The sequence below is a fragment of the Acinetobacter sp. ACIN00229 genome (assembly GCF_016106645.1).
Classification (GTDB): domain Bacteria; phylum Pseudomonadota; class Gammaproteobacteria; order Pseudomonadales; family Moraxellaceae; genus Acinetobacter; species Acinetobacter oleivorans.
Window position 1 is genome coordinate 43,882 of the sequence record NZ_JADWOM010000002.1, and the last position, 21,079, is coordinate 64,960.

Here is a 21,079-nt window from a genome sequence, read left to right on the forward strand (position 1 = left end):
GACTAGTTTTGCAATGAAGTGTTATTAATCACTTATATAAAGTTTTGGTTTACCAAATATCTAGGTGTTTTATCCTCTAAAGCTTCAACCAAATTTCTATAAGCAAGATTTGCCATTTTTTTACGGGTTTCAGCAGTAGCCGATCCCACATGAGGCAAAGTCACTACATTCGGCAATTTAAAAAGACCCGAATCTTGTAAAGGTTCTTTTTCATACACATCTAAGCCAGCAGCAAAGATCTGATTTTGCTGTAAAGCTTCAATTAAAGCTTGCTCATCAACTACTGAACCACGGGCAATATTAATAAAAATAGCGTGTTTTTGCATAAGCTCAAACTGCGCTTTACCCATTAAGGCTTTCGATTCATTATTTAAATCAACTGCAGTGACTACAAAATCAGACTGCTGTAGCAATTGATCCAGACCAAGATATTCTGCATTTAATGGCTCAGCCAATTCAGGCTTTTCACGACGATTATGGTAAACAATATTCATGTTAAATCCATAAAAACCACGACGTGCAATTGCAGCACCAATATTGCCAAGTCCAATAATACCTAATGTCTTTCCAAAAACATCTAAACCGAACTGCTGAGGCCCTACCGTTCTTTTCCATTCACCTTGTTTAGTCCAATGATCCAGAAAAGGTACTTTTCTAGCAGCACTTAGTAATAATGTAAAAGCAAGATCAGCTGTTGTTTCAGTTAAAACATGGGGGGTATTTGCTAACCAGATTTTTCTTTGGTTTAAATAAGCCACATCATAATTGTCATAGCCTACCGTTACAGATGAAATAATTTTTAGTTTTTGAGCAGGCGCAAGATTTTTTTCATTCAGTACTCGCCCCGCACCAATCATCCCATCAGCATCTACAACGTGTTGTCTTATTTGTTCATTAATATCACCCAATTTTGGGTTAAGAACTACAACATGATAATCCTGTTGTAATCGAGACAAAATTTCTTCATCAATTTGGCTAAAAACTACAACTTTTTTCATGTAAATCCTTACTACTCGTTGTTATCTTGCATTAATTTCCACAACCTTTTTTTAAGGAGTGGTTTCTCCAGCATTTCTTTTAAACTTGCTAAATGGATGATATTGGCATGCTGAATATAAGAACATTCACCAAGACATAAGATCTTTTTATCTGCTGCAACAGCATCCAAGAAGCCTTGTATATATGAACCAGCTCCCCGCTGATCTTGATACGCAGCTAAAGGAAAAGGCCATTTTAGTTCAGCATACTGCCCTATTTTCGCTTTTTGTATGTTATTCCAAAGCTGTTTTTCTTCTTCACTTAAATTTGTAACATCTAAAAAAATAACACATTTTTCAAGAGAAAAAGCCTGCAACTCAAATGATGCAATTTTAATGGCAGGTGCTTGCACATGATTGTGAGGTTCTATAACGGGTTGAGCCTGTATTGAAACAGGCGCCACAATTTCAGGTTCAACTTTTGGAATATCGTTAATTTGTGGCTTTTTAGGCTGCTCAAGAACTATGGGTTCTACAGAGGGTAATATGATCGGTTCTGGTTCTTCTACAACATGATCTCGCCAAAGGCTTTGAGCATTATTTTTTTGGCACGCCTGTGTCTTAGGAATCCATACATCAATTCCTAAAGTCGCCAATATATTTCTTTGCTGCCCAATCATGTTTGAATCAATACCTCTGCTTAAGCTACATTCTAACGGGCTTGAGTTTTTTTTTCAGTGTTTTATTTCGTTCAGCTGTTTTTATAATCATAGATGTCTTTTAAATAATCATCACACTATTTCTTTTTTGCATTTGCTCAACAATTTCTTCTGTCTCAAAGCCAAATCGCCAATAAAGTAATTCAAGTACATCTAGTTCGTCTTGTGTGATAATACGATCACTCCACAAGCACATTTCTGCAATCGCAAGAATACTAAGACGGTCACGCAATAATAAACCTGCAATGTCATTTAAAATTTCAGCCAAATCTAAAGGCTCGTCTGAAATCTCATCATAGACATACATTTCATCTGGATTAAGTAGCGAACGCAAAATACGTTCACGTACTTCCAACTGATTTGGACTATTAATTTGCTGGACATGAAGCAAGGCATCAATTAAACGAACAATTTGAGGTTTTACTTCTTCAAATGCTGTTGGCAAATGTAACGGCATTAAATTCAACTCATATTTAACCCGCTCCAGCAAAAGTGCATCTAGCAAACCAATCTCGCCATCTTCTTGAATAATAAGCGCTAGTTTTGTTAGAAATTGCCGCGCAATACTTGCCGGCATATGCCCAATGTTTTTACAAGCATCATGAAATATCTGAATATGGATACGCCCATCAAGATTTAATAAGGCATCAATAATGGCATGGCTAACTGGTGCATCTTTAGGGATGAATTCTCGATATTGGCGAATCATCAAAATAGCAACCATTACCTCACGTGAACCCGTAGCAGTTTGTAGTGCACGCTGAATGAGCTCAGGACGCTTTTTATTACGACGTACATCACTACTAAGAGGCTTAATGGCATCATTTAATGCAAAACTAATGGGTGACAACCTTAATAAAGGCAAAGGCTGTGGAGATGACCATGGAACATAAATTTCTTTTTCAGACTCTTCTAAAAAATGAAATAAACTAAATAACGGACGATTGCGAAGCTTTTTTAAATTTTCTAATTGTAAATCTTGTAGCAAAGTCGGATTTAACTCATAAATACGTTCACGAATACTTGGGTGAATATTCATCCAACTTTGCGGACTCAGTGAGTTAGCAAAACACATATGCGCGATTGATTCAGAATAGGCACTATGAATTTGTGAGCCAGAATGGTGAACATAAATACGCAACAAAGTCTGAGTATTAGCACTATTTTTTAATAATCGTACCGTTTTTTGGTCATTACGAAATGTGCGTCCACTCAAAGTTAAATATTTAATAAATCGGGTAATTAGTACGCCTAGGCTTCCAGCTAGCCAAATGACACCACCCACTGCAACAAATACTGTTTCAAATTTATGTTTATAGCCTGGGCTGTAGCGTTTAAAGCCTTGTTTTGCTAATTTACTGCCCCACTGACTAAATGTCGTTAATCCACTATATAAAATCTTTAATTTAGTATTCTCAACAGCTTCACCCGATAAAATCTGATTAAACTCATGACCTAATAAACCATATAATTCAAGTTTATCCAGATTTTGCAAAGCTCCCCATGTCAAAATGATCACAATATCTTTAGGGTGAAAACCTGCCGTAAGCGCATTTACGCCTACCTCATCAGGTAAAACATATAAGGTTGGAACTTTAAGTGAAAAATTTTGCGCCAAATATTCAGTAATTTTTAATGCTTCAAGCTCTTCAGGTGTACTTTCTTCTTTTACTAAACGACGCGCTTTCAGTTGTTTTGCTAAAGAATGTCCACCTTTACGCAAGATATAAAGTTCAGTAACTACCGACCAAACCATAATAAAAAGCAATAGCGTGATGAAATAAGGACTTAAGGTGTGCCACCAGATGGGCTGACTATAATCAAAAAAATGAACGAGTAAACCTAAAATTAAATTTAAGATAAAAATAGTAAGCAGCACAGCAACCAAACACATAGTGATGGACCATGCCATATTCTTATTTTCGATTAGATAGTGGCTTACTTCTTTCAATGTAAATATTCCCAATTACATTGTTAGTTTTCATCATAAAAGAAAAAAGCGGGAAACACCCGCTTTTTTCAGCTATTTCTATTCTTCTTTAATGCCTGTTAAATCTACAGAAGCAGCGTCAACATTCACATCAATGTAGCCATCTTTTTTCTTTTTAGCAGAATCATTACGCTTCTGCTCCAAATTATTTAGATAAGCACCATCAATATCACCTGTTACATAAACGCCATCAAACACAGAGCAATCAAACTCAGTTAGATCGGGTACTTTGCTAGTACGTACAGCATTTTTCAAGTCCTCCAATTCTTGGAAAACTAAACGATCAGCACCAATAATTTCCTGGATTTCTTCTACACTGCGTTCTGAAGCAATAAGCTCAGCTTTAGCAGGCATATCAATACCATAAACGTTTGGATACATCACTTTTGGTGCTGCTGACGCAAAGTATACTTTTTTTGCACCAGAATCACGTGCCATCTGGATAATTTCGTTACAGGTTGTACCACGTACAATTGAGTCATCAACCAGTAAAACATTCTTACCTTTAAACTCAAGTTCTACAGGGTTTAATTTTTGGCGTACTGATTTTTTTCGTTGTTGCTGACCAGGCATAATGAAGGTACGACCGATATAACGGTTTTTCATAAAACCTTCACGGAACTTCACACCTAAAATATTTGCAAGTTCTAATGCTGAAGTACGGCTCGTATCCGGAATTGGAATAACCACATCAATATCGTGGTCCTCACCCCAGTCACGTAAAATTTTATGGGCAAGTTTTTCACCCATTTTTAAACGAGCTTTATAAACTGAAATTCCGTCAATAATGGCATCAGGACGTGCAAAATAAACATATTCAAAAATACATGGACGGTATTTTGGATTAGCTGCACATTGTCTTGAGAACAATTCACCATCTGAATTGATGAAAATTGCTTCACCCGGTTCAATATCACGCTCAATTTTGAAACCAAGTGCTGTAATAGCAACTGATTCCGAAGCAATGATGTATTCCATCTCGCCTTTTTCAGTCATACGTGAACCATAAATCAGTGGACGGATACCGTTTGGATCGCGAAAACCAACCAAACCATGACCAGTAATCATTGCCACTACGCCATATGCACCTAGACAGCGCTCGTGTACACGAGAAACTGTGTGAAAGATATCATCTGGTGTAGGATTTAAAGTACCGTTCTTTTGCAACTCATGCGCGAATACGTTCAAAAGAACTTCTGAGTCAGAATCTGTATTCATATGACGTAAATCTGTTTTAAACAGGTCATCATGAATATCTTCGGCATTGGTTAAGTTACCATTATGTGCAAGCGTAATACCGTAAGGTGAGTTCACATAAAATGGTTGTGCTTCAGCACTGCTAGCAGAACCAGCAGTTGGGTAACGTACATGGCCAATACCATAATTACCAAGTAATGCTCTCATATGACGAGTATGAAAAACATCACGCACCATACCGTTATCCTTACGAAGGAAAAGACGGCCTTCATGGCAGGTTACTATTCCAGCTGCATCTTGCCCACGATGTTGCAACATCGTTAAAGCATCAAACAACATTTGGTTCACTGGCGATTTACCGGCTATACCAACAACTCCACACATAGCAACCTCGCAGACAAGCTAGGAATTAATAAAAAGGATTCTTTGTCGAATGGTCGGATCGGTTTTCTAAATCTTCCGATTCGTCCATTGGTTTTGAAGGGGTGCTTGATGCACTACCTCCAGATGTTATTTGATGAAATGCCTCACTTGCAGCATCTTTAGACAACTCGGTCGCTAAAGGTGCATAAGGCAGTAAAAATTGTATAAGTACGGACTGTTTCCAATTTGGTGAACTCTCAACCCAAGGCCCAACGCCTTGCATTGTAATCAATACAACCAACAAGCCCTTCAAGGAACCAAACGCACCACCTGCTAAACGATTTAATGGCCCCAATTTCAGACTTTTCAAGAGGCCATTTAAAAATGCTGTGACGATCCATGTTAAAACAATGATCATAAGTGCTATAAATGCAAAAGCTGCAATTTTTTGAACAACCGGATCATGACTCAAACCAGACATGGACGGCGCAAGAAGGACAGCATATTTTGCACCCATAATTAATGCAATGATCCATCCTACCAAGTTCGCAAAGGCTTTGATAAATCCTTGTCGCAAACCGTTTAGCCCCCCAATGAGCAAAAGTATCAGAATAATGATATCAATTGTGTTCATATTCACTTAAGTCATGGCTGCAACACATTGTTTTACTAATATAGGACCGGTGTAAATCAATCCGCTATAGATTTGTACTAATGTTGCTCCAGCTTGCTGTTTGACTGCTGCTTGTTCACCCGACAAAATTCCACCCACGCCAATCAACGGGATTTGTCCTTTTAACGTTTGGGCAAATAAACGTAAGCATTCTGTACTTTTTTCAAAAACAGGCGCACCTGACAATCCGCCCGATTCATTACCATTAGGAAGGTTTTCTACACCGTCTCTAGATAAAGTCGTATTGGTAACAATTAAACCATCAATCTTAAATTGCAATAATTGTGCTGCAATAAACTCAACATCTTCAGCTGTTAAATCAGGTGCAACTTTTAAAACCAAAGGAACATAATGGTTATATTGCTCGGCAAGCTCAAGTTGTCTTTCTTTTAATGTTTGCAATAATTCAGTTAATGCATCGCCACTTTGTAAACTTCTTAAGTTCTTAGTATTTGGAGATGAGATATTAACAGTAACATAAGAGGCGTAGTTATAAACTTTCTCAAGACAAATCAGGTAATCATCAACAGCCTTTTCTACAGGCGTATCTGCATTCTTACCAATGTTAATGCCTAGAATTCCTTTAAATTTTGAAGCTTTGACATTCTCAACAAGCTTATCAACACCATCATTATTAAAACCCATGCGGTTGATAATGGCTTTAGCTTCAGGAATACGGAACAATCGTGGCTGTGGATTACCCGACTGAGGACGCGGTGTAATTGTTCCAATTTCAATAAAACCGAAACCCAGTCCGGCTAAAGAATCAATATGTGCACCATTCTTATCAAGTCCAGCCGCCAAACCTACCGGATTTGGAAATTCAATTCCCATACACGTTGTTGGTTTTGATTCTACGCTCTGACGTAGCAAGCCGAACTTATGTGCTTTATCAAGCATAGATAATGTTAATTCATGGGCACGCTCTGGTGCTAAACTAAACAACATCGGGCGAGCAAGTGAATATAACATACCAATCACAGTCTACTGATTTTAGGTAGGCATATTATAGGCACAGGCAGCACAAAACACCATGCTTAAGAACACCATATTTTAATATGTTATTGAACCGTCGCTGTTAATTTAATCTGTCCGTCACTTGAAACCATTTCCATTTTTTGAATACTTAAGCCCATTTGTGCAAGTTGGGTTAAAAAGTTCGCTAAAATTGCATAATTCTGATGAGTAACAATAATTTGTAACTGCTCACCATTTTGTTGAGAAGTGACCGTTAAGCCTTGTTGCTGAGCTACACGTTGTATTTTTTCCGATTGACCCAACTCAAGTTCATTTGCGGGTTTCATGGTAACCGCATTGCTCTGCATCCATACCATCAAATCTTTTAAATCATTTAACCGTTGTTGTTGTTGCTCTGCCAAAGAATGCACTTTCCAAAGTGAAGCTCCGACAATAGCCACGACTACAAAGATTGTAGTAAAGACCACCATAATACGTTCACGTACAGTTAAGCGATCCAAATATTGAACGATCTGTTCAACCCACTGATCAAAGCGGTTTTGCAATTGAGTTATCATTTTCATTATTGTATTTTCACCACCCCGATTGCCCCACCACCATCGGCTTGAACATTACCGAGCTCTGCTTTGAATCCCTGCTGGTTAAGTTGCTGAGTTAAAGCTTGCAAATCATCTGCCGACTTTGCTTTTAATGCCATTGTTAATATTGACGCATCATAATTTAACTGCTGAGCTAAAATTTGTCTTTGCATTAAAATAGGCCCAACACGACTCAATAAAGAAAGTGCTTGTGTATCACCTTGCTTACTCATGCGTAAATGACTTTCAAATTGGCTTTTTATGTTCTGCTCATTCACACGACTAGAAGAACCAAACCAATATTTATATTGCTCAATCGTCTGCTCAGAGGTTTGATTAGCCACACTTTTTAACTTTACCCAGCGCAACAAGTCATAGCTAAACTGAACCACTATAATTGCTAAAATAACAGCAGCACACGCTTTCCAATACCCTGAAACCGTTTGCTCTTGCCCTTTAGCTTTAGGTAAAACATTAAAAGGATGTTGTTTAGCTTTATCTAAAGCCTGAAATTGATAAATAAATTCTGAACGCTGCTCAGCACTCGATGCTGCCATCAAGCTTTCTAATTGCTCTGATGTCAAACCACTATATTGATAATGTGTTTCAACCGGCTGGAACTCTAAAAACAATCCCAGATCATCTAGAGAATTACCGACCCATTTACTTTCACGTACAAGTAATTTCTGATCAATATTACATAAGACCACTTGCTGATCTTGAGGTTCCGGTAAAATTAAAAAGTCTGGCAATAAAGCAACGAGCTTAATAGGCAGCAAAGCCATTGCATGTTGCCATGTTTCTACTGTTGTTTTTGCCACTCCCAATACGGTCAATTGATCAGCATGAAAATGGTGAACCACTTTCATATGATCAATCGGCAAAGTCACAAATTCTTCAAGCAAATATTTAACACCATCTGCGCCGAGTTGCTTGTAATGAGACTTTGCCATGTGCTGCTGGAGTACCTGAGCATGGCGACTAGGGAAAAAGATGACAGCTTCTTTTCCTTGATGTAGTTGCAGATCTTGTATTAATTGATCAAGACTTGCTGCCTGCAACCAGTTTTCTCCGTTAGACCAATGCCATATTCCATTGGTTTCAGGCATCCATAAATACAGCATAATGGGCTAAATGACCTTTTTAATTATATTGTGGGTACAAAACTATTTTTTTGTGTTGATAAACCAATTGCAATCACAGCCTGATCATAAATTCGAGCTTCGGCAAGTGCAAATGGATTAAAGTTTTCATGAGTCAATAGTTCAGCAATATGCCCTACTACATTCATATGACACACGACTACAATTGACTCATACGGAACCTGAGACAACCACTCAACCGCTTCTTTCGCATTATCGTCTGGTTTAATTTTATCGCATAACAGCACAGGAACATCTTTAAAATAAGTTTGAATATGCGCTAATGTTTCTTGAGCACGCAACAACGGGCTCACCACGAAAATATCTGGCTTAACAATATCTTTTAAAAATGTTGCTGTCTGTTCAGCTTGAGCATGCCCACGAGCAGTAAGTGGACGTTTACTATCATTACCATTTACTGGAGGAGCAGCTTCCCCATGACGAACTAATGTCAGTTGCATAAATATTCCTTGTTAATAATTCTTACATTATAACCGTAATTTATGACATTTCTTCTTCAGACTTCATGATGAGGTAAAACAAACTCAACATCACTACGGTGCCCATTTTTCATGAGAGATAATGCAATATTTAAAGGAGGCGCTCCCTCAAAGATAACTTCGTATAAAGCGTTGGTAATTGGCATATATACGTCTAGTTCTTCTGCTTTACCGCGTACCTGAACAATCGTATTAATTCCTTCAGCGGTTTGTCCCAATTCTTTACTCGCTTGGTCAAGTGTTTTACCTGAACCCAAAGCATAACCAATTTGATAATTACGGCTTAATGGACTATTACAGGTTGCAAATAAATCACCAACGCCAGATAAACCTAAGAACGTTAATGGATTTGCACCCTGTTTAACTGCAAAACGGCTCATTTCAGCCAAAGCACGGGTTAAAATCATACTCTTGGTGTTTTCACCAATTTTGTAAGCTGCACCAATTCCCATTGCAACGGCATAAATATTTTTAAGTGCTCCACCCAGTTCAACACCATGCACATCATCACTACCAAAAACTCGGAATAACGCACTATGCAGAGCATGTTGTACAGCATAACGAACGAGTTCAGAATCACTGGCAATAACAGTACCTGATGGCATTCCCGCCATAATTTCCTTAGCGAGGTTTGGTCCAGACAATACTCCATAAGGAACTTCTGGCAATTCTTCGCGAATAATATCGCTCATGAAGCTAAAAGTTTTAGCCTCGACACCCTTGGTTAAAGAGACAATCGCTTGTGCAGTAATAAAAGGAGCAATTTGTTTTAAGACATCACGAAATGAATGACTAGGAATGGCCACTAAAATAATATCTCGATCACATACTGCTTGTTCAAGGTCTGACACAGCACGTAATGAGGACTCTAAAACAAAGTCTGGCAAATAACGTTTATTAATATGGGTTTTATTGATTTCTTCTGCTGTATCAGCATCACGAATCCAGATCATGGTGTCGCAGCCATTACGCGCAGCTAAATTCGCCATAGCCGTACCAAAACTGCCTCCACCTAAAACAGTTATACGTAATGCTGTTTTTTTATCGACCGCAACAGGTTCCACTAAATCTGTAAACTTAAATTCAGTCATGCTTTATTATCCTATTTCTTACTTCTACAGACTTTTATGCCTGCCAAACTTTTACGAATTCTTTACTATCAATATCTGCACGCGGCGCAATCGCTTTAGCTGCCGTACCCACATAAATAATACCTGAGATTAAATCATGTGGTTGCAATCCTAAATGCTGTTTTAACCAGTTTGACTCGACAACAGCCCCACTACGCCACATGGTAGAAAAACCTTGAACTTGCAAAGACAATAAAAGATTTTGTACAGCAGCCCCAGTACTTAAAATCTGTTCAAAATGTGGAACCTTAGGGTGATCTTGCAGCTGCGTAAGCGCCAAAATGAGTAAAGGCGCGCGGAAAGGATGTTGCTTTACTCGCTCAAGCTGTGCTGAGTCGGTTTCATCTAAATCAGCCAAAGCTTTTGCTAAAACCTCACCAAAAGCACCACGTTGCTCAGCCTCAATAACGACAAAACGTGTTGGTTTAAGTCTATGGTGGTCAGGAGCAGTTAAAGCAGCTTGAAAAGCCAACTCTAGTTGATCTGCATTTGGAGCAGGCTCAATCAATTGACCAATAGATTGACGTTGGTGAATATTCTGATGAATTATCTGTATTGCTGAATCCGTCATTAATATTGATCTAACTCAAAAAATTCAAAATAGATTAGCATAATCTACAGATAATCCACCATTGTATCTAGAACATAAAAATAACGAGTTCGTGCTTTGACATTTTTTTAAGACAAAACATCAAAACTTATACAACGTCTTCAAAATCAATTAGAAAACTTGTGTTCAAATAGTGAGATCTTTTGACGATTAGCGATATTAGGTGAAACATGAAAAAAATAATTTTAGCGAGTGCGTTGAGTAGTGTTGTTTTATTACTAGGTGCTTGTGCCACTACGCCTAAGAACACTTTGGCAGTTCAAAAAGAAAATAATCAATTTGAAGTCACAGGTATTGGTAAAACGAATCTAATTGCAAAAAATAATGCGATTACTGCAGCTCAAAAAACTTGTTCAAAAAGCACGAGTCCTGTTGTAGTAGATGAAAAAACAACATACAACGGTGTATTAAAGGATGTTGTAAGCGAAAAAACTGGCCAAATGGTTGAAGCAGCGGCTGGTGTAATTGGCACCTTAACTGGCAAAAATGCATCACTTGCAAAAGATGATGATTATCAAACAACCCTTACCTTCTATTGTAAAATTAATTAATTAAAAAAATCCCAATCAGTTGATTGGGATTTTTTTATTAGCAATAACCATCTAGACGGGTTAATGGCAATTTCTTACCAATTGCTTTTTCAATTTCCGGCAAGTAGAAAGCATCATCTTCAGATAAGAAACTAATACTTACACCTTGTGACCCAGCACGACCTGTACGCCCAATGCGGTGTACATAATCATCCGATTGCTCAGGCAAAGTATAGTTGATCACATGAGATACGCCATCAACATGAATACCACGGCCTGCAACATCAGTTGCGATCATGACGTTATTCTTACCCTGCTTAAACTGCTCTAACATTTTTAAACGTTTATCTTGAGCAATTTCACCTGAAAGCATTCCGACCCGATATCCATCTCTCTTTAAATGATCATAAAGACGGCGTACTTGATCACGTCGATTCGCAAAAATCATAACTTTATCGATAGGCTCTTCACGCAAAATATCTTGTAGCAAACGATATTTATCTTGTTTAGCGACGACATAAACGCGCTGCTCAACATCGTTGTTAGTTTTTTGCTCAGGCTCAATCTCAACAGTGATTGGTTCAAACAACCATTGTCTTGCCAAATTAAGCACATCATAACTAAAAGTAGCAGAGAACATGAGCGTTTGACGTTGTTCCTTACGTGGGGAATAACGCACAATACGTTTTACAGAAGGAATAAAACCCATGTCCAATAAGCGGTCAGCTTCATCGATGACTAAAAATTCAATTTGATCGAGCCAAACTTCTTTTTGTTCTACAAAATCAATTAGACGCCCAGGAGTGGCAACGATGATGTCGACAAAATTAGCATCTAACTGTTTCTTTTGCTTATCGAAATCTACGCCACCTAACAGTGTCACGATGTGTAAATCTGAAAATTTTGTGAGTAACTTTGCATCGCTTTCGATTTGCAGTGCCAATTCACGAGTAGGCGCCAAAATCAAGGCACGTGGCTCACCACGAAAACGCTGCTCTTGAATCGGGTTATGTAACAAGTCATTAATTACACTAATAAGGAAAGCAGCAGTTTTACCTGTTCCTGTTTGCGCTCTACCAATCGCATCATGCCCGCCCAACGTATATTTTAAAACCTTTTGCTGAATCGGGGTCATTTGCTTAAACCCTAAAGCATCAATCGCCTTTTTAAGTTGCGGATGTAAATTCAAGGTTTCAAAACCAGATGTCATAAATACGTGCTCTAACAAACAATCTCTCTTATGAGAAGATCATTATAAACAAAAACGCCCCAATTCAAAAATTGGAGCGTCCATGATTCATCAAAAAGATGAATTAGTCTAAAGGCTGAACGTTTTCAGCTTGAAAACCTTTTTGACCTTGTACTACACTAAATTCTACGCGTTGGCCGTCACGTAAAGAACGGTGACCGTCACCAACGATTGCGCGGAAATGAACAAATACGTCATCACCACCGTTACGTTGAATAAAGCCAAAACCTTTAGTGTCGTTAAACCACTTTACTACGCCTTGTTCGCGAGCTGTCATAAGTCAATCCTCAGATGTTGAAAAAAGGACCTTCCGGTGTTGCAAACAGCAGAGCAAACAAGTGTTTAAAATATTTATAATCTTAAAGCTTGTAATCATTCTGTAAAACTATCAACAATTTCCGGTTACATCCATTTGTTATAAGATTTTTAAACCAATTTAAGTGTGTGGTAAATCTTAAAACGGTTCGAGCTTACCACGGGTTTATGACAATTAATAGAATTTTTTTCAATTATTCCCCGTATTTTTAGTCGTTTTTTTAAACAGCTTATTACAATATTTTTTATAGGTAATTGCTTGTTTCTTCTTTTATAAAATGTGCAGCATTTATAAAAAAATTTGTTAGAATAATTTTTTTAGTTGTTTTGATGATGAATGACCAACACTTCTTCTACTACAGCACCCATTGAAATTAATGCTTTGGGCCAACCCTGTCCAATGCCTTTATTAATGCTAAAACGCGAACTCAAAAAAGTATCGGGTAAACAGCTATTCTTATTAAAATCTTCTGACCCTCATAGTGAAATAGATGTAACTCGTTACTGTGGTTTACATCATTTTATGTGTCAGACAACACATATATCCGAAAGAGAATTTCACTATTTAATTGAAACTCAATAATTCTTTGATAAACTAAAAGATTAGAAATTGCATAAAATTTTACATTTCTCTACCCAATTTTCCTTAATTATGAAGCTGATTCAAATTAAGATGAATTTATTGGTTATCCCATCCGATCCTACAAGGAGAAATCATGAGTGACAGCAGCAATCAATTGATGCCCCTGTCATTGTCTGCGCCCGGTGTAAACCTTGGTGCATATATCAGTACTGTCAATCAGATTCCTATTTTAACGGCCGAGCAAGAAAAAGAACTTGCTGAACGTTATTATTATGACCAAGATCTTGATGCCGCAAAAATGCTGGTAATGTCGCATTTACGTTTCGTCGTTCACATTGCGCGCAGCTATGCAGGTTATGGCCTACCACAAGGCGACCTTATTCAAGAAGGTAATTTAGGCTTAATGAAAGCCGTGAAGCGTTTCGACCCAAATATGGGCGTGCGTCTTGTATCTTTTGCCGTCCACTGGATTAAAGCAGAAATTCACGAATACGTTATTCGTAACTGGCGTATTGTCAAAATTGCAACGACCAAAGCACAGCGTAAATTATTTTTCAATTTACGTAGTTTAAAAAAATCGAGTAAAAAATTAACGCTCGAAGAAGCTCAATCGATTGCGAATGACTTAAATGTAACTGCAGAACAAGTTCTGGAGATGGAAGGTCGTTTAACCGCTTATGATGCTGCTTTCGAAGCTCAAGGCGACGACGACGATGACACCCCACATACTGCACCGGCATTGTATCTTGAAGATAATCGCTATGATCCAGCTCGTTTAGTTGAAAATGAAGACTGGGAAGAGCAAAGTACATCTGCCTTACATGATGCAATGGATCAGTTAGATGATCGTTCGCGTAATATTTTACAACGTCGTTGGTTAGATGATGACAAGTCTACTCTCCACGAGTTAGCAGCCGAATATAATGTATCAGCAGAGCGTATTCGCCAGCTTGAAAAGAATGCAATGGAAAAAATTAAAATTGCTATGTCTGCAAGCTAAAAAATAAGTTTAAAAATAAAAGGGCGTTTAGCCCTTTTGTTTTATCTGGCTATGTTTAGCCAACCCAATCTATGATAACGTTGCCCTTCATTATTCATTTGCGTTTTTTGTTATGTGGATTGCCATTTCAGCCCTTAATCTTGCCTTTGCAGTCATATTGGGTGCTTTTGGAGCACATGGTCTTAAAGCTCATGCGAGTCCTGAGCAACTTGTTTGGTGGCATACTGCAACCGACTACTTTTTCTACCATGCTTTAGGCTTACTAGCACTTGGTATTTTAAGCAAAGTTATCCTGACGTTCCCCATTAAATTGCCATTCATATTGATTCAGATTGGTATTTTATTTTTCTGTGGTTCACTCTATATCATGGCACTTGGATTACCGAGAATTTTAGGGGCAATTACCCCAATTGGCGGAGCATTTATGATAGCTGGATGGCTCGTTTTGGCTTGGAATGCCCTCAAATACGCAAAATAATTGGAATGTGATCATGCAAATTTATTTAAATGGCGAATTAACGGACACGCCTTGTCAAAACCTGTTGCAACTCATTCAGGAAATGGCACTTGAAGGAAAACGCTTTGCTGTTGAGCACAATCAGCAAATCGTTTCTAAAAGCAAATTAGAGCAAATCACTATTGCTCAACATGACCGTATCGAAATTATTCACGCTGTTGGCGGCGGCTAAGTCGGAGTTATCCATGCAAGACACCCCTCTCATTATTGGTTCACGTTCTTTTCAATCTCGTTTATTGGTAGGAACTGGCAAATATAAAGACTTAAATGAAACGGATTTAGCTATTCAAGCCAGTGGTGCAGAAATCGTAACTGTCGCAATCCGCCGTGTGAATATTGGACAAAATCCAGATCAACCAAATTTACTGTCTGTCATTCCACCAGAAAAATATACAATTTTGCCAAATACCGCAGGTTGTTTTGATGCTGATAGCGCAGTTCGTACTTGTATGCTAGCACGTGAGCTACTCGATGGTCATAACCTAGTAAAACTTGAAGTTCTAGGCGATGAAAAGACGTTATATCCAAATGTAACCGAAACTTTAAAAGCAGCTCGAACTTTGATTGATGACGGTTTTGAGATTATGGTCTATACCTCTGATGACCCAATCATTGCGCAAGAGCTTGAAAGTATGGGCTGTGTCGCGATCATGCCTTTAGGTAGTCTAATTGGTTCAGGTTTAGGTATCTTAAATCCGCACACTATTTCAATTATTAAAGAAAATGCAAAAGTACCAGTTTTGGTAGATGCAGGTGTTGGTACAGCAAGTGATGCAGCTATTGCTATGGAACTTGGTTGTGATGGTGTGCTGATGAATACAGCAATTGCAGCTGCTCAAAACCCTATTTTGATGGCTTCTGCAATGAAGAAAGCTGTTGAAGCTGGACGTGAAGCATTTTTAGCAGGTCGTATGCCACGTAAACGTATGGCAAATGCAAGCTCACCAGAAACAGGTTATTTCTTTAAATAATCTATTTCTTGCAAGAACACAGCCTTTAATTACCGTTGTAACTTTAGTGCAACTTGTATAGGCATTTTACTTTTCAAAGATGAAAAGTAACAAAAATCTTTTGTTTCGCTGATATTACATCCATGTAATACAGCGAAACGGTGGCATCCATGCCACCTCACGATAGTTACCGCTTACGAGAGTTTAACTTTAGTAAGGCTAAGCCACTTGCTCATCGCGCTTAAATACCAACTCTTTTGCTGATGAACTCTCAACATCAAAGTAGTATCCATCGGTGTTGAACGCTTTAATATCCTCAGCTTTATTTAATTGGTTTTCAATCATAAAACGAGCCATTAAACCACGTGCTTTTTTCGCATAGAAACTAATGACTTTATATTTACCATTTTTCTGATCAAGAAAAACAGGCTTAACAATTTCAGCCTTAATTTTCTTTTCATTGACCGATTTGTAATACTCATCTGAAGCTAAGTTTACAAGTAATTCAGAATTTATTGCTGCCAAATCTTCATTAATCTGGTTTGTGATAATTTCACCCCAGAACTCATACAAATTATGACCACGCGTATTTTTTAATTTAGTGCCCATCTCAAGACGATAAGGCATCATTAAATCTAAAGGACGTAACAAACCATATAGACCAGAGAGCATACGCAAATGCTGCTGTGCAAAATCAATATCTTTATCTTTTAAATGGTACGCATCTAAACCCGTATAGACATCACCTTTAAATGCATAAATTGCCTGACGAGCATTTGAAAAATCAAATTCGGGCTTCCAATCTCTAAATCGGTCTACATTTAATGTGGCAATTTTTTCACTAACACTCATTAAACTCGCAATTTCCGAAGCAGAAAGTTTACGGCTAACATCAATTAATTGTGCTGAGTGTTCTAACAAGCGAGGCTGAGTAAACTCATCTGTAGGTAACGCTGTTTCATAATCCAAAGTTTTTGCAGGAGAAATTAAAGCAAGCATACATAACCTGAAAAAATTATTCTTAATACCAACTATAACAGTAGATATTTTTTAATGCTAACTCGTGTTTTCAATGACGACTATCGGTAAAATAGCATCACGTATTGTTATTTAGCGGTTCTTATATGTCTGAGCAAACTTTCATCCAGGGTCCAGTAGGTAAAATTGAACTTTTCGTTGACCACCCTGAAGGTGAAATCAAAGGCTTTGCGGTTGTTTGTCATCCGCACCCATTGCAAGGTGGAACCCCTCAACATAAAGTCCCTGCCCTTTTAACCCAAATCTTTAATGAATATGGTTGCATTGTTTACCGCCCAAGTTTCCGCGGCCTAGGTGGCAGTGAAGGCGTTCATGATGAAGGCCATGGTGAAACTGAAGATATCTTAGCTGTCATTGAACATGTTCGTAAGCTTCATGAAGGCCTACCATTTTATGCAGGTGGTTTCAGCTTCGGCTCACATGTTCTAGCAAAATGCTTTGCCCAGCTTAATCCTGAATTACGACCTATACAGTTAATTTTATGCGGTTTACCAACGGCTACTGTAGTAGGTTTACGCCACTATAAAACTCCTGAAATTCAAGGTGATATCCTACTCATTCATGGTGAGCAAGATGACATTACCTTACTTTCAGATGCAATTGCATGGGCAAAACCACAAAAGCATCCAATTACGATTTTACCGGGCGCTAACCACTTCTTTACAGGTTATTTAAAACAGCTTCGTCAAATCATTACACGCTTCATTATTATGAAATAAAGTGTATTTGATGGGCATAGATTGAGTCTATGTCCATCATTTCATAAGTGCTGTAACTCTAAAAATTATTCCAACTTAATCCAAAACGGGCTAAATATTTTTTCACTCGGTCGCTATCGTTCTCCATTGTTCTTATAAAATTTTCATAAGTGTCTATAATAGCTTTACGCATTTGACTAAAAAATTCCAACAATATGCTTCATTTTACTTTTTTAGGCACTTCTTCAGGTGTACCTACCCTGACACGTAATGTTTCAGGATTAGCAGTTCGTAATAGTAAAAATAAGGACTGGATTTTAGTTGATGCTGGTGAAGGGACACAGCACCGCATTCAACAAGCCAGACTATCTCTACAAAACTTGGTTGCCATTTGTATTACACACGTTCATGGCGACCATTGTTATGGCCTAATTGGTTTATTGGCAAGTGCAGGCATGAATGCACGCAGCAAACCATTAATCGTGATTGCACCGAAAGAAATTCAACAATGGTTTGAAATCACCGCCCAACTTACAGATTTACACTTACCCTATTCACTGCAATTTATTGATGTGAATGAAGCAACACAGTCGCAACAGATCACTGATGAATTCATTGTTCAAGCACATCCACTAAGTCATCGGGTTCCAAGTTTTGCTTTTAGTATTTATATAAAATCTATTCAGAAGAAGTTAGATATCCAAACTTTAACTCAGCTTGGCGTACCTAAAGGCGATATGTGGGGGCATTTAAAACGAGGCTACGATGTTGAGTTTGAGGGGCAAACTTTAAAAGCTCAAGACTTTATTAAAATTCAAAATCAACAAGTTCATGCAATTATAGGCGGTGATAATGACCAACCTGAATTGTTAGCAAATGCTTGCAAAGATGCTCAACTACTCATTCATGAATCGACTTATTTACAAACAGTTTTGGATAAAGTAGGCAAAGGTCCAATGCATAGCTCAGCAAAAATGGTGGCTGAATTTGCAGAACAGCAATCTTTGGGTAATTTAATTCTGACGCACTTTAGCCCTAGACATCAGGATAAAACTGGGCAGCAAGCTATTACTGAAGAAGTTCGCCAGTTTTATAAAGGTCATTTTTATTTAGCGAATGATTTTGATCAGTTTACTTTAAGTGAAACAGGACAACTTTTAAAAATAGAGTAAAAGTTATATTCATTGTGATTTTTAATTTATCGAGTTAAATCCAGATCATTTTCATGTAAAGGTTAAAGTTCAAGAAGCTCATGACTGAGCTTCTTAAACCTAAAAAATTACTCTACAGATGCCAAAGCTGTCACCAATAACTTCCAGCACTTTTCTACAGTATCTACTTTAACTCGCTCACCCGGGGCATGTGCTCCCTGAATATCCGGTCCAAACGATACCATCTGTAAATCTGGATAATGTTCAGCAATAATCCCGCACTCCAAGCCTGCATGAATCACTTTAAGATTTGGTTCAATGTTAAATGCCTTTTGATAGGCTTGCTGTAAGCACTTTAAAGCCGCTGAATCTGGGTTTGGCGTCCATCCCGAAACCAACGGCGTGAGTGTAGAGCTAATATTAAATTGACTAAAATGTGCCTGAATTTTTTCTGCAAAGTCTTGAGCTTCTTGGTTCACCATTGAGCGAACCATTAAGACAGCTTTTCCGCCCTCCCGATTTAGTTTTACAACCCCAATATTATTTGAAGTCTCAACTACATCGGGTAGAGCTTGACTCATACTTTCAACACCATATGGACTTGTTGCCAAAGCTTGTAACCATTCATTTTGCTGTTGATGAGTAATGACTTCGGTTACTTCAGTGCTATTCGGTTGAATACTTAATTGCAGATTGTCATCAATACCTTGTAGCTGTTCTTTCCATGCTGTTTGATATTCAGCAAGTAATTTTTCTAGTTCATGTAATTGGTTAGGCGAAATTACAATAGTTGCGACTGCTTCTCGAGGTAAAGCATTACGAGCTGTACCACCTGTAAACTCAACAAGTCGTCCACTAAGCTTTGCTAAATACTCATTTAAAAAGCGGGCCAGAATAACGTTGGCATTGCCACGTCCTAAATGAATATCTACACCAGAGTGACCACCTTTAAGGCCAGCAATCTGAATATTTACAACCGTCAAATTTTCAGAAATTGGTTCATACGTGAGTGATTGTTCTACTTCAACATCAATACTGCCAGCACATCCGAGATATAACTCGCCCCACTCTTCTGTATCAATATTAAATAACCATTTTCCTTTTAGCACACCTGCCTGTAAAAGCCGTGCACCGCTCATCCCTGCTTCTTCATCAACAGTTAAAAGAACTTCAATTGGTCCATGAGCAATATCATTTGAGTCTAAAACTGCCAAGGCTAAAGCTACCCCAATGCCATTATCAGCACCTAAAGTAGTATCTTTAGCAATTAACCAGCCATCTTCAAGAACTGGGCGAATTGGGTCTTTAAAGAAATCATGTACTGTGCCAGTGTTGGCTTGTGTGACCATATCTAAATGGCCTTGCAGAATGACTCCAGATACATGTTCTTTACCCGCAGTCGCATTCTTACGGATAATCAAATTCCCCACTTCATCTACGTATGTTTCTAAATTCCGACTTTCAGCCCAGTTTTTTAAAAACTCACGAAGCTGCTGTTCATGCTTTGAGGGACGAGGAATAGTGCAAAGTGTTTGAAAATGCTGCCAAACCACTTGAGGAGATAATGCTGCAATATTGACTTGTGTCATGAAAACCACACTCTAATTATGTAAATATCTTAATAATTTCAATATACACAATGCATTAAAGATAGGTAGGAATTTCAGGAAAGATTTTGTATTTTTATCTTTAATCTAAAGAGATAATACGACTTTCTAAAAAGCCGTACTTCATGAATAAGTCTTAACAGTCGCCTGCTTAGTTTTTCCATTCAAATGCTGAAAAGCTATGATCAGCTTTCAAACTATTTTCAACTGCCTGTGCAAGCTGACGAATGATGCTTTGTGTTTCAATTTTCTCAAACCAGTCTTGCTCTTCATCTGGATTAGCAGAGATTTCACACATCAAATGCCCTTCATGGTCTGTTTTCTGACAAGTAATCGACAAGGGTAAAAGATGATTATCGATACTGACTTCTACCTTTTCATGCTCATGCACAATGTGCTGTGCATCAAAACCATAATGCCCCAATTGTTTAAACAGTAAAGCCGCTACATATTCTTGAGTGATATGGCATTCATTTGGTGGATGATCAAGCACCCCATGTTGTGGGCAACTGGCAATAAATTGTAATTTTTTCATCCTTTGTCCTAACACTTTTATCATTATCTGCGCTTAGCATAAGCAATAA

Annotated in this window: 24 protein-coding genes; 8 read left to right on the forward strand and 16 right to left on the reverse strand. The window is 38.0% G+C overall.

What is annotated here, in order from left to right; all coding sequences use genetic code 11:
* Positions 1-32: 32 nt before the first annotated feature.
* The 11 genes from I7H67_RS01645 to I7H67_RS01695 form a co-directional block, all read right to left on the reverse strand.
* On the reverse strand, positions 33-998 hold the full coding sequence (locus I7H67_RS01645; protein WP_005306958.1) for a 2-hydroxyacid dehydrogenase: 966 nt from the start codon (positions 996-998) through the stop codon (positions 33-35).
* A gap of 11 nt (positions 999-1,009) precedes the next feature.
* Complete coding sequence (locus I7H67_RS01650) at positions 1,010-1,657, reverse strand: hypothetical protein (protein ID WP_198306918.1); 648 nt, start codon at positions 1,655-1,657, stop codon at positions 1,010-1,012.
* A gap of 100 nt (positions 1,658-1,757) precedes the next feature.
* Entirely contained in the window at positions 1,758-3,647 is a 1,890-nt protein-coding gene (locus tag I7H67_RS01655; RefSeq protein ID WP_198306919.1) for a M48 family metalloprotease, read from the reverse strand.
* A gap of 78 nt (positions 3,648-3,725) precedes the next feature.
* On the reverse strand, positions 3,726-5,267 hold the full coding sequence (purF, locus tag I7H67_RS01660; protein ID WP_005306965.1) for an amidophosphoribosyltransferase: 1,542 nt from the start codon (positions 5,265-5,267) through the stop codon (positions 3,726-3,728).
* 25 nt (positions 5,268-5,292) lie between these two features.
* The gene (locus I7H67_RS01665) at positions 5,293-5,880 is read right to left on the reverse strand and encodes a CvpA family protein (protein WP_107882606.1); all 588 of its coding nucleotides are present in this window, start codon (positions 5,878-5,880) and stop codon (positions 5,293-5,295) included.
* A 6-nt stretch (positions 5,881-5,886) separates the two neighbouring features.
* On the reverse strand, positions 5,887-6,891 hold the full coding sequence (locus I7H67_RS01670; RefSeq protein WP_151821325.1) for a quinone-dependent dihydroorotate dehydrogenase: 1,005 nt from the start codon (positions 6,889-6,891) through the stop codon (positions 5,887-5,889).
* 89 nt (positions 6,892-6,980) lie between these two features.
* The gene (gene gspM / locus I7H67_RS01675) at positions 6,981-7,460 is read right to left on the reverse strand and encodes a type II secretion system protein GspM (RefSeq protein WP_192454136.1); all 480 of its coding nucleotides are present in this window, start codon (positions 7,458-7,460) and stop codon (positions 6,981-6,983) included.
* Positions 7,460-8,599 (reverse strand): type II secretion system protein GspL, encoded by a 1,140-nt coding sequence (gspL, locus tag I7H67_RS01680; RefSeq protein WP_198306920.1) that lies wholly within the window; start codon positions 8,597-8,599, stop codon positions 7,460-7,462. Before gspL ends, gspM begins: the two co-directional genes overlap by 1 nt.
* Positions 8,600-8,622: 23 nt before the next feature.
* Positions 8,623-9,078 (reverse strand): SixA phosphatase family protein, encoded by a 456-nt coding sequence (locus I7H67_RS01685; protein ID WP_198306921.1) that lies wholly within the window; start codon positions 9,076-9,078, stop codon positions 8,623-8,625.
* Positions 9,079-9,134: 56 nt separating this feature from the next.
* On the reverse strand, positions 9,135-10,208 hold the full coding sequence (locus I7H67_RS01690; RefSeq protein ID WP_005306983.1) for an NAD(P)H-dependent glycerol-3-phosphate dehydrogenase: 1,074 nt from the start codon (positions 10,206-10,208) through the stop codon (positions 9,135-9,137).
* Between the two features lie 34 nt (positions 10,209-10,242).
* Complete coding sequence (locus I7H67_RS01695) at positions 10,243-10,818, reverse strand: nitroreductase (protein ID WP_198306922.1); 576 nt, start codon at positions 10,816-10,818, stop codon at positions 10,243-10,245.
* Positions 10,819-11,027: 209 nt separating this feature from the next.
* Between I7H67_RS01695 and I7H67_RS01700 the strand changes: the two genes are divergently transcribed.
* Positions 11,028-11,408, forward strand: coding sequence for a hypothetical protein (locus tag I7H67_RS01700; protein WP_003650739.1), 381 nt, complete (start codon positions 11,028-11,030; stop codon positions 11,406-11,408).
* A 37-nt stretch (positions 11,409-11,445) separates the two neighbouring features.
* On the opposite strand, the gene rhlB is transcribed toward I7H67_RS01700, so the two are convergent.
* Entirely contained in the window at positions 11,446-12,597 is a 1,152-nt protein-coding gene (gene rhlB, locus I7H67_RS01705; RefSeq protein ID WP_004791258.1) for an ATP-dependent RNA helicase RhlB, read from the reverse strand.
* Positions 12,598-12,700: 103 nt separating this feature from the next.
* Positions 12,701-12,913 (reverse strand): cold-shock protein, encoded by a 213-nt coding sequence (locus I7H67_RS01710; RefSeq protein ID WP_000126912.1) that lies wholly within the window; start codon positions 12,911-12,913, stop codon positions 12,701-12,703.
* A 375-nt stretch (positions 12,914-13,288) separates the two neighbouring features.
* Between I7H67_RS01710 and I7H67_RS01715 the strand changes: the two genes are divergently transcribed.
* From I7H67_RS01715 to I7H67_RS01735, 5 genes are all read left to right on the forward strand, one after another.
* A complete protein-coding gene (locus I7H67_RS01715) occupies positions 13,289-13,534 on the forward strand; it encodes a sulfurtransferase TusA family protein (protein WP_004791256.1) in 246 nt (81 codons plus the stop codon).
* Between the two features lie 133 nt (positions 13,535-13,667).
* Positions 13,668-14,534 (forward strand): RNA polymerase sigma factor RpoH, encoded by an 867-nt coding sequence (gene rpoH / locus I7H67_RS01720; RefSeq protein ID WP_004791254.1) that lies wholly within the window; start codon positions 13,668-13,670, stop codon positions 14,532-14,534.
* Between the two features lie 112 nt (positions 14,535-14,646).
* Positions 14,647-15,012, forward strand: a complete 366-nt coding sequence (locus I7H67_RS01725) for a DUF423 domain-containing protein (protein WP_107882612.1) — start codon at positions 14,647-14,649, stop codon at positions 15,010-15,012.
* 13 nt (positions 15,013-15,025) lie between these two features.
* On the forward strand, positions 15,026-15,223 hold the full coding sequence (gene thiS / locus I7H67_RS01730; protein ID WP_004791249.1) for a sulfur carrier protein ThiS: 198 nt from the start codon (positions 15,026-15,028) through the stop codon (positions 15,221-15,223).
* Positions 15,224-15,236: 13 nt separating this feature from the next.
* The gene (locus I7H67_RS01735) at positions 15,237-16,022 is read left to right on the forward strand and encodes a thiazole synthase (protein WP_001154366.1); all 786 of its coding nucleotides are present in this window, start codon (positions 15,237-15,239) and stop codon (positions 16,020-16,022) included.
* A gap of 198 nt (positions 16,023-16,220) precedes the next feature.
* On the opposite strand, the gene yaaA is transcribed toward I7H67_RS01735, so the two are convergent.
* Positions 16,221-17,000: a peroxide stress protein YaaA gene (yaaA, locus tag I7H67_RS01740; protein WP_005306994.1), complete on the reverse strand. Its 780-nt coding sequence runs from the start codon at positions 16,998-17,000 to the stop codon at positions 16,221-16,223.
* Positions 17,001-17,125: 125 nt separating this feature from the next.
* On the opposite strand from yaaA, the gene I7H67_RS01745 reads away from it, so the two are divergent.
* Positions 17,126-17,758 (forward strand): alpha/beta hydrolase, encoded by a 633-nt coding sequence (locus I7H67_RS01745; protein WP_151821317.1) that lies wholly within the window; start codon positions 17,126-17,128, stop codon positions 17,756-17,758.
* Positions 17,759-17,952: 194 nt separating this feature from the next.
* A complete protein-coding gene (locus I7H67_RS01750) occupies positions 17,953-18,909 on the forward strand; it encodes a ribonuclease Z (protein WP_198306923.1) in 957 nt (318 codons plus the stop codon).
* A 107-nt stretch (positions 18,910-19,016) separates the two neighbouring features.
* On the opposite strand, the gene I7H67_RS01755 is transcribed toward I7H67_RS01750, so the two are convergent.
* Positions 19,017-20,477, reverse strand: coding sequence for an aminoacyl-histidine dipeptidase (locus I7H67_RS01755; protein WP_198306924.1), 1,461 nt, complete (start codon positions 20,475-20,477; stop codon positions 19,017-19,019).
* Between the two features lie 169 nt (positions 20,478-20,646).
* A complete protein-coding gene (locus I7H67_RS01760) occupies positions 20,647-21,030 on the reverse strand; it encodes a hypothetical protein (protein WP_005068294.1) in 384 nt (127 codons plus the stop codon).
* Between the last annotated feature and the right edge of the window lie 49 nt (positions 21,031-21,079).

What these genes read in the sequence shown, in the direction of transcription:
- I7H67_RS01645 (WP_005306958.1), bottom strand. Translation starts at nt 998, where the DNA reads ATGAAAAAAGTTGTAGTTTTTAGCCAAATTGATGAAGAAATTTTGTCT.
- I7H67_RS01650 (WP_198306918.1), bottom strand. Translation starts at nt 1,657, where the DNA reads ATGATTGGGCAGCAAAGAAATATATTGGCGACTTTAGGAATTGATGTA.
- purF (WP_005306965.1), bottom strand. Translation starts at nt 5,267, where the DNA reads ATGTGTGGAGTTGTTGGTATAGCCGGTAAATCGCCAGTGAACCAAATG.
- I7H67_RS01665 (WP_107882606.1), bottom strand. Translation starts at nt 5,880, where the DNA reads ATGAACACAATTGATATCATTATTCTGATACTTTTGCTCATTGGGGGG.
- I7H67_RS01670 (WP_151821325.1), bottom strand. Translation starts at nt 6,891, where the DNA reads ATGTTATATTCACTTGCTCGCCCGATGTTGTTTAGTTTAGCACCAGAG.
- gspM (WP_192454136.1), bottom strand. Translation starts at nt 7,460, where the DNA reads ATGAAAATGATAACTCAATTGCAAAACCGCTTTGATCAGTGGGTTGAA.
- gspL (WP_198306920.1), bottom strand. Translation starts at nt 8,599, where the DNA reads ATGCTGTATTTATGGATGCCTGAAACCAATGGAATATGGCATTGGTCT.
- I7H67_RS01685 (WP_198306921.1), bottom strand. Translation starts at nt 9,078, where the DNA reads ATGCAACTGACATTAGTTCGTCATGGGGAAGCTGCTCCTCCAGTAAAT.
- I7H67_RS01690 (WP_005306983.1), bottom strand. Translation starts at nt 10,208, where the DNA reads ATGACTGAATTTAAGTTTACAGATTTAGTGGAACCTGTTGCGGTCGAT.
- I7H67_RS01695 (WP_198306922.1), bottom strand. Translation starts at nt 10,818, where the DNA reads ATGACGGATTCAGCAATACAGATAATTCATCAGAATATTCACCAACGT.
- I7H67_RS01700 (WP_003650739.1), top strand. Translation starts at nt 11,028, where the DNA reads ATGAAAAAAATAATTTTAGCGAGTGCGTTGAGTAGTGTTGTTTTATTA.
- rhlB (WP_004791258.1), bottom strand. Translation starts at nt 12,597, where the DNA reads ATGACATCTGGTTTTGAAACCTTGAATTTACATCCGCAACTTAAAAAG.
- I7H67_RS01710 (WP_000126912.1), bottom strand. Translation starts at nt 12,913, where the DNA reads ATGACAGCTCGCGAACAAGGCGTAGTAAAGTGGTTTAACGACACTAAA.
- I7H67_RS01715 (WP_004791256.1), top strand. Translation starts at nt 13,289, where the DNA reads ATGACCAACACTTCTTCTACTACAGCACCCATTGAAATTAATGCTTTG.
- rpoH (WP_004791254.1), top strand. Translation starts at nt 13,668, where the DNA reads ATGAGTGACAGCAGCAATCAATTGATGCCCCTGTCATTGTCTGCGCCC.
- I7H67_RS01725 (WP_107882612.1), top strand. Translation starts at nt 14,647, where the DNA reads ATGTGGATTGCCATTTCAGCCCTTAATCTTGCCTTTGCAGTCATATTG.
- thiS (WP_004791249.1), top strand. Translation starts at nt 15,026, where the DNA reads ATGCAAATTTATTTAAATGGCGAATTAACGGACACGCCTTGTCAAAAC.
- I7H67_RS01735 (WP_001154366.1), top strand. Translation starts at nt 15,237, where the DNA reads ATGCAAGACACCCCTCTCATTATTGGTTCACGTTCTTTTCAATCTCGT.
- yaaA (WP_005306994.1), bottom strand. Translation starts at nt 17,000, where the DNA reads ATGCTTGCTTTAATTTCTCCTGCAAAAACTTTGGATTATGAAACAGCG.
- I7H67_RS01745 (WP_151821317.1), top strand. Translation starts at nt 17,126, where the DNA reads ATGTCTGAGCAAACTTTCATCCAGGGTCCAGTAGGTAAAATTGAACTT.
- I7H67_RS01750 (WP_198306923.1), top strand. Translation starts at nt 17,953, where the DNA reads ATGCTTCATTTTACTTTTTTAGGCACTTCTTCAGGTGTACCTACCCTG.
- I7H67_RS01755 (WP_198306924.1), bottom strand. Translation starts at nt 20,477, where the DNA reads ATGACACAAGTCAATATTGCAGCATTATCTCCTCAAGTGGTTTGGCAG.
- I7H67_RS01760 (WP_005068294.1), bottom strand. Translation starts at nt 21,030, where the DNA reads ATGAAAAAATTACAATTTATTGCCAGTTGCCCACAACATGGGGTGCTT.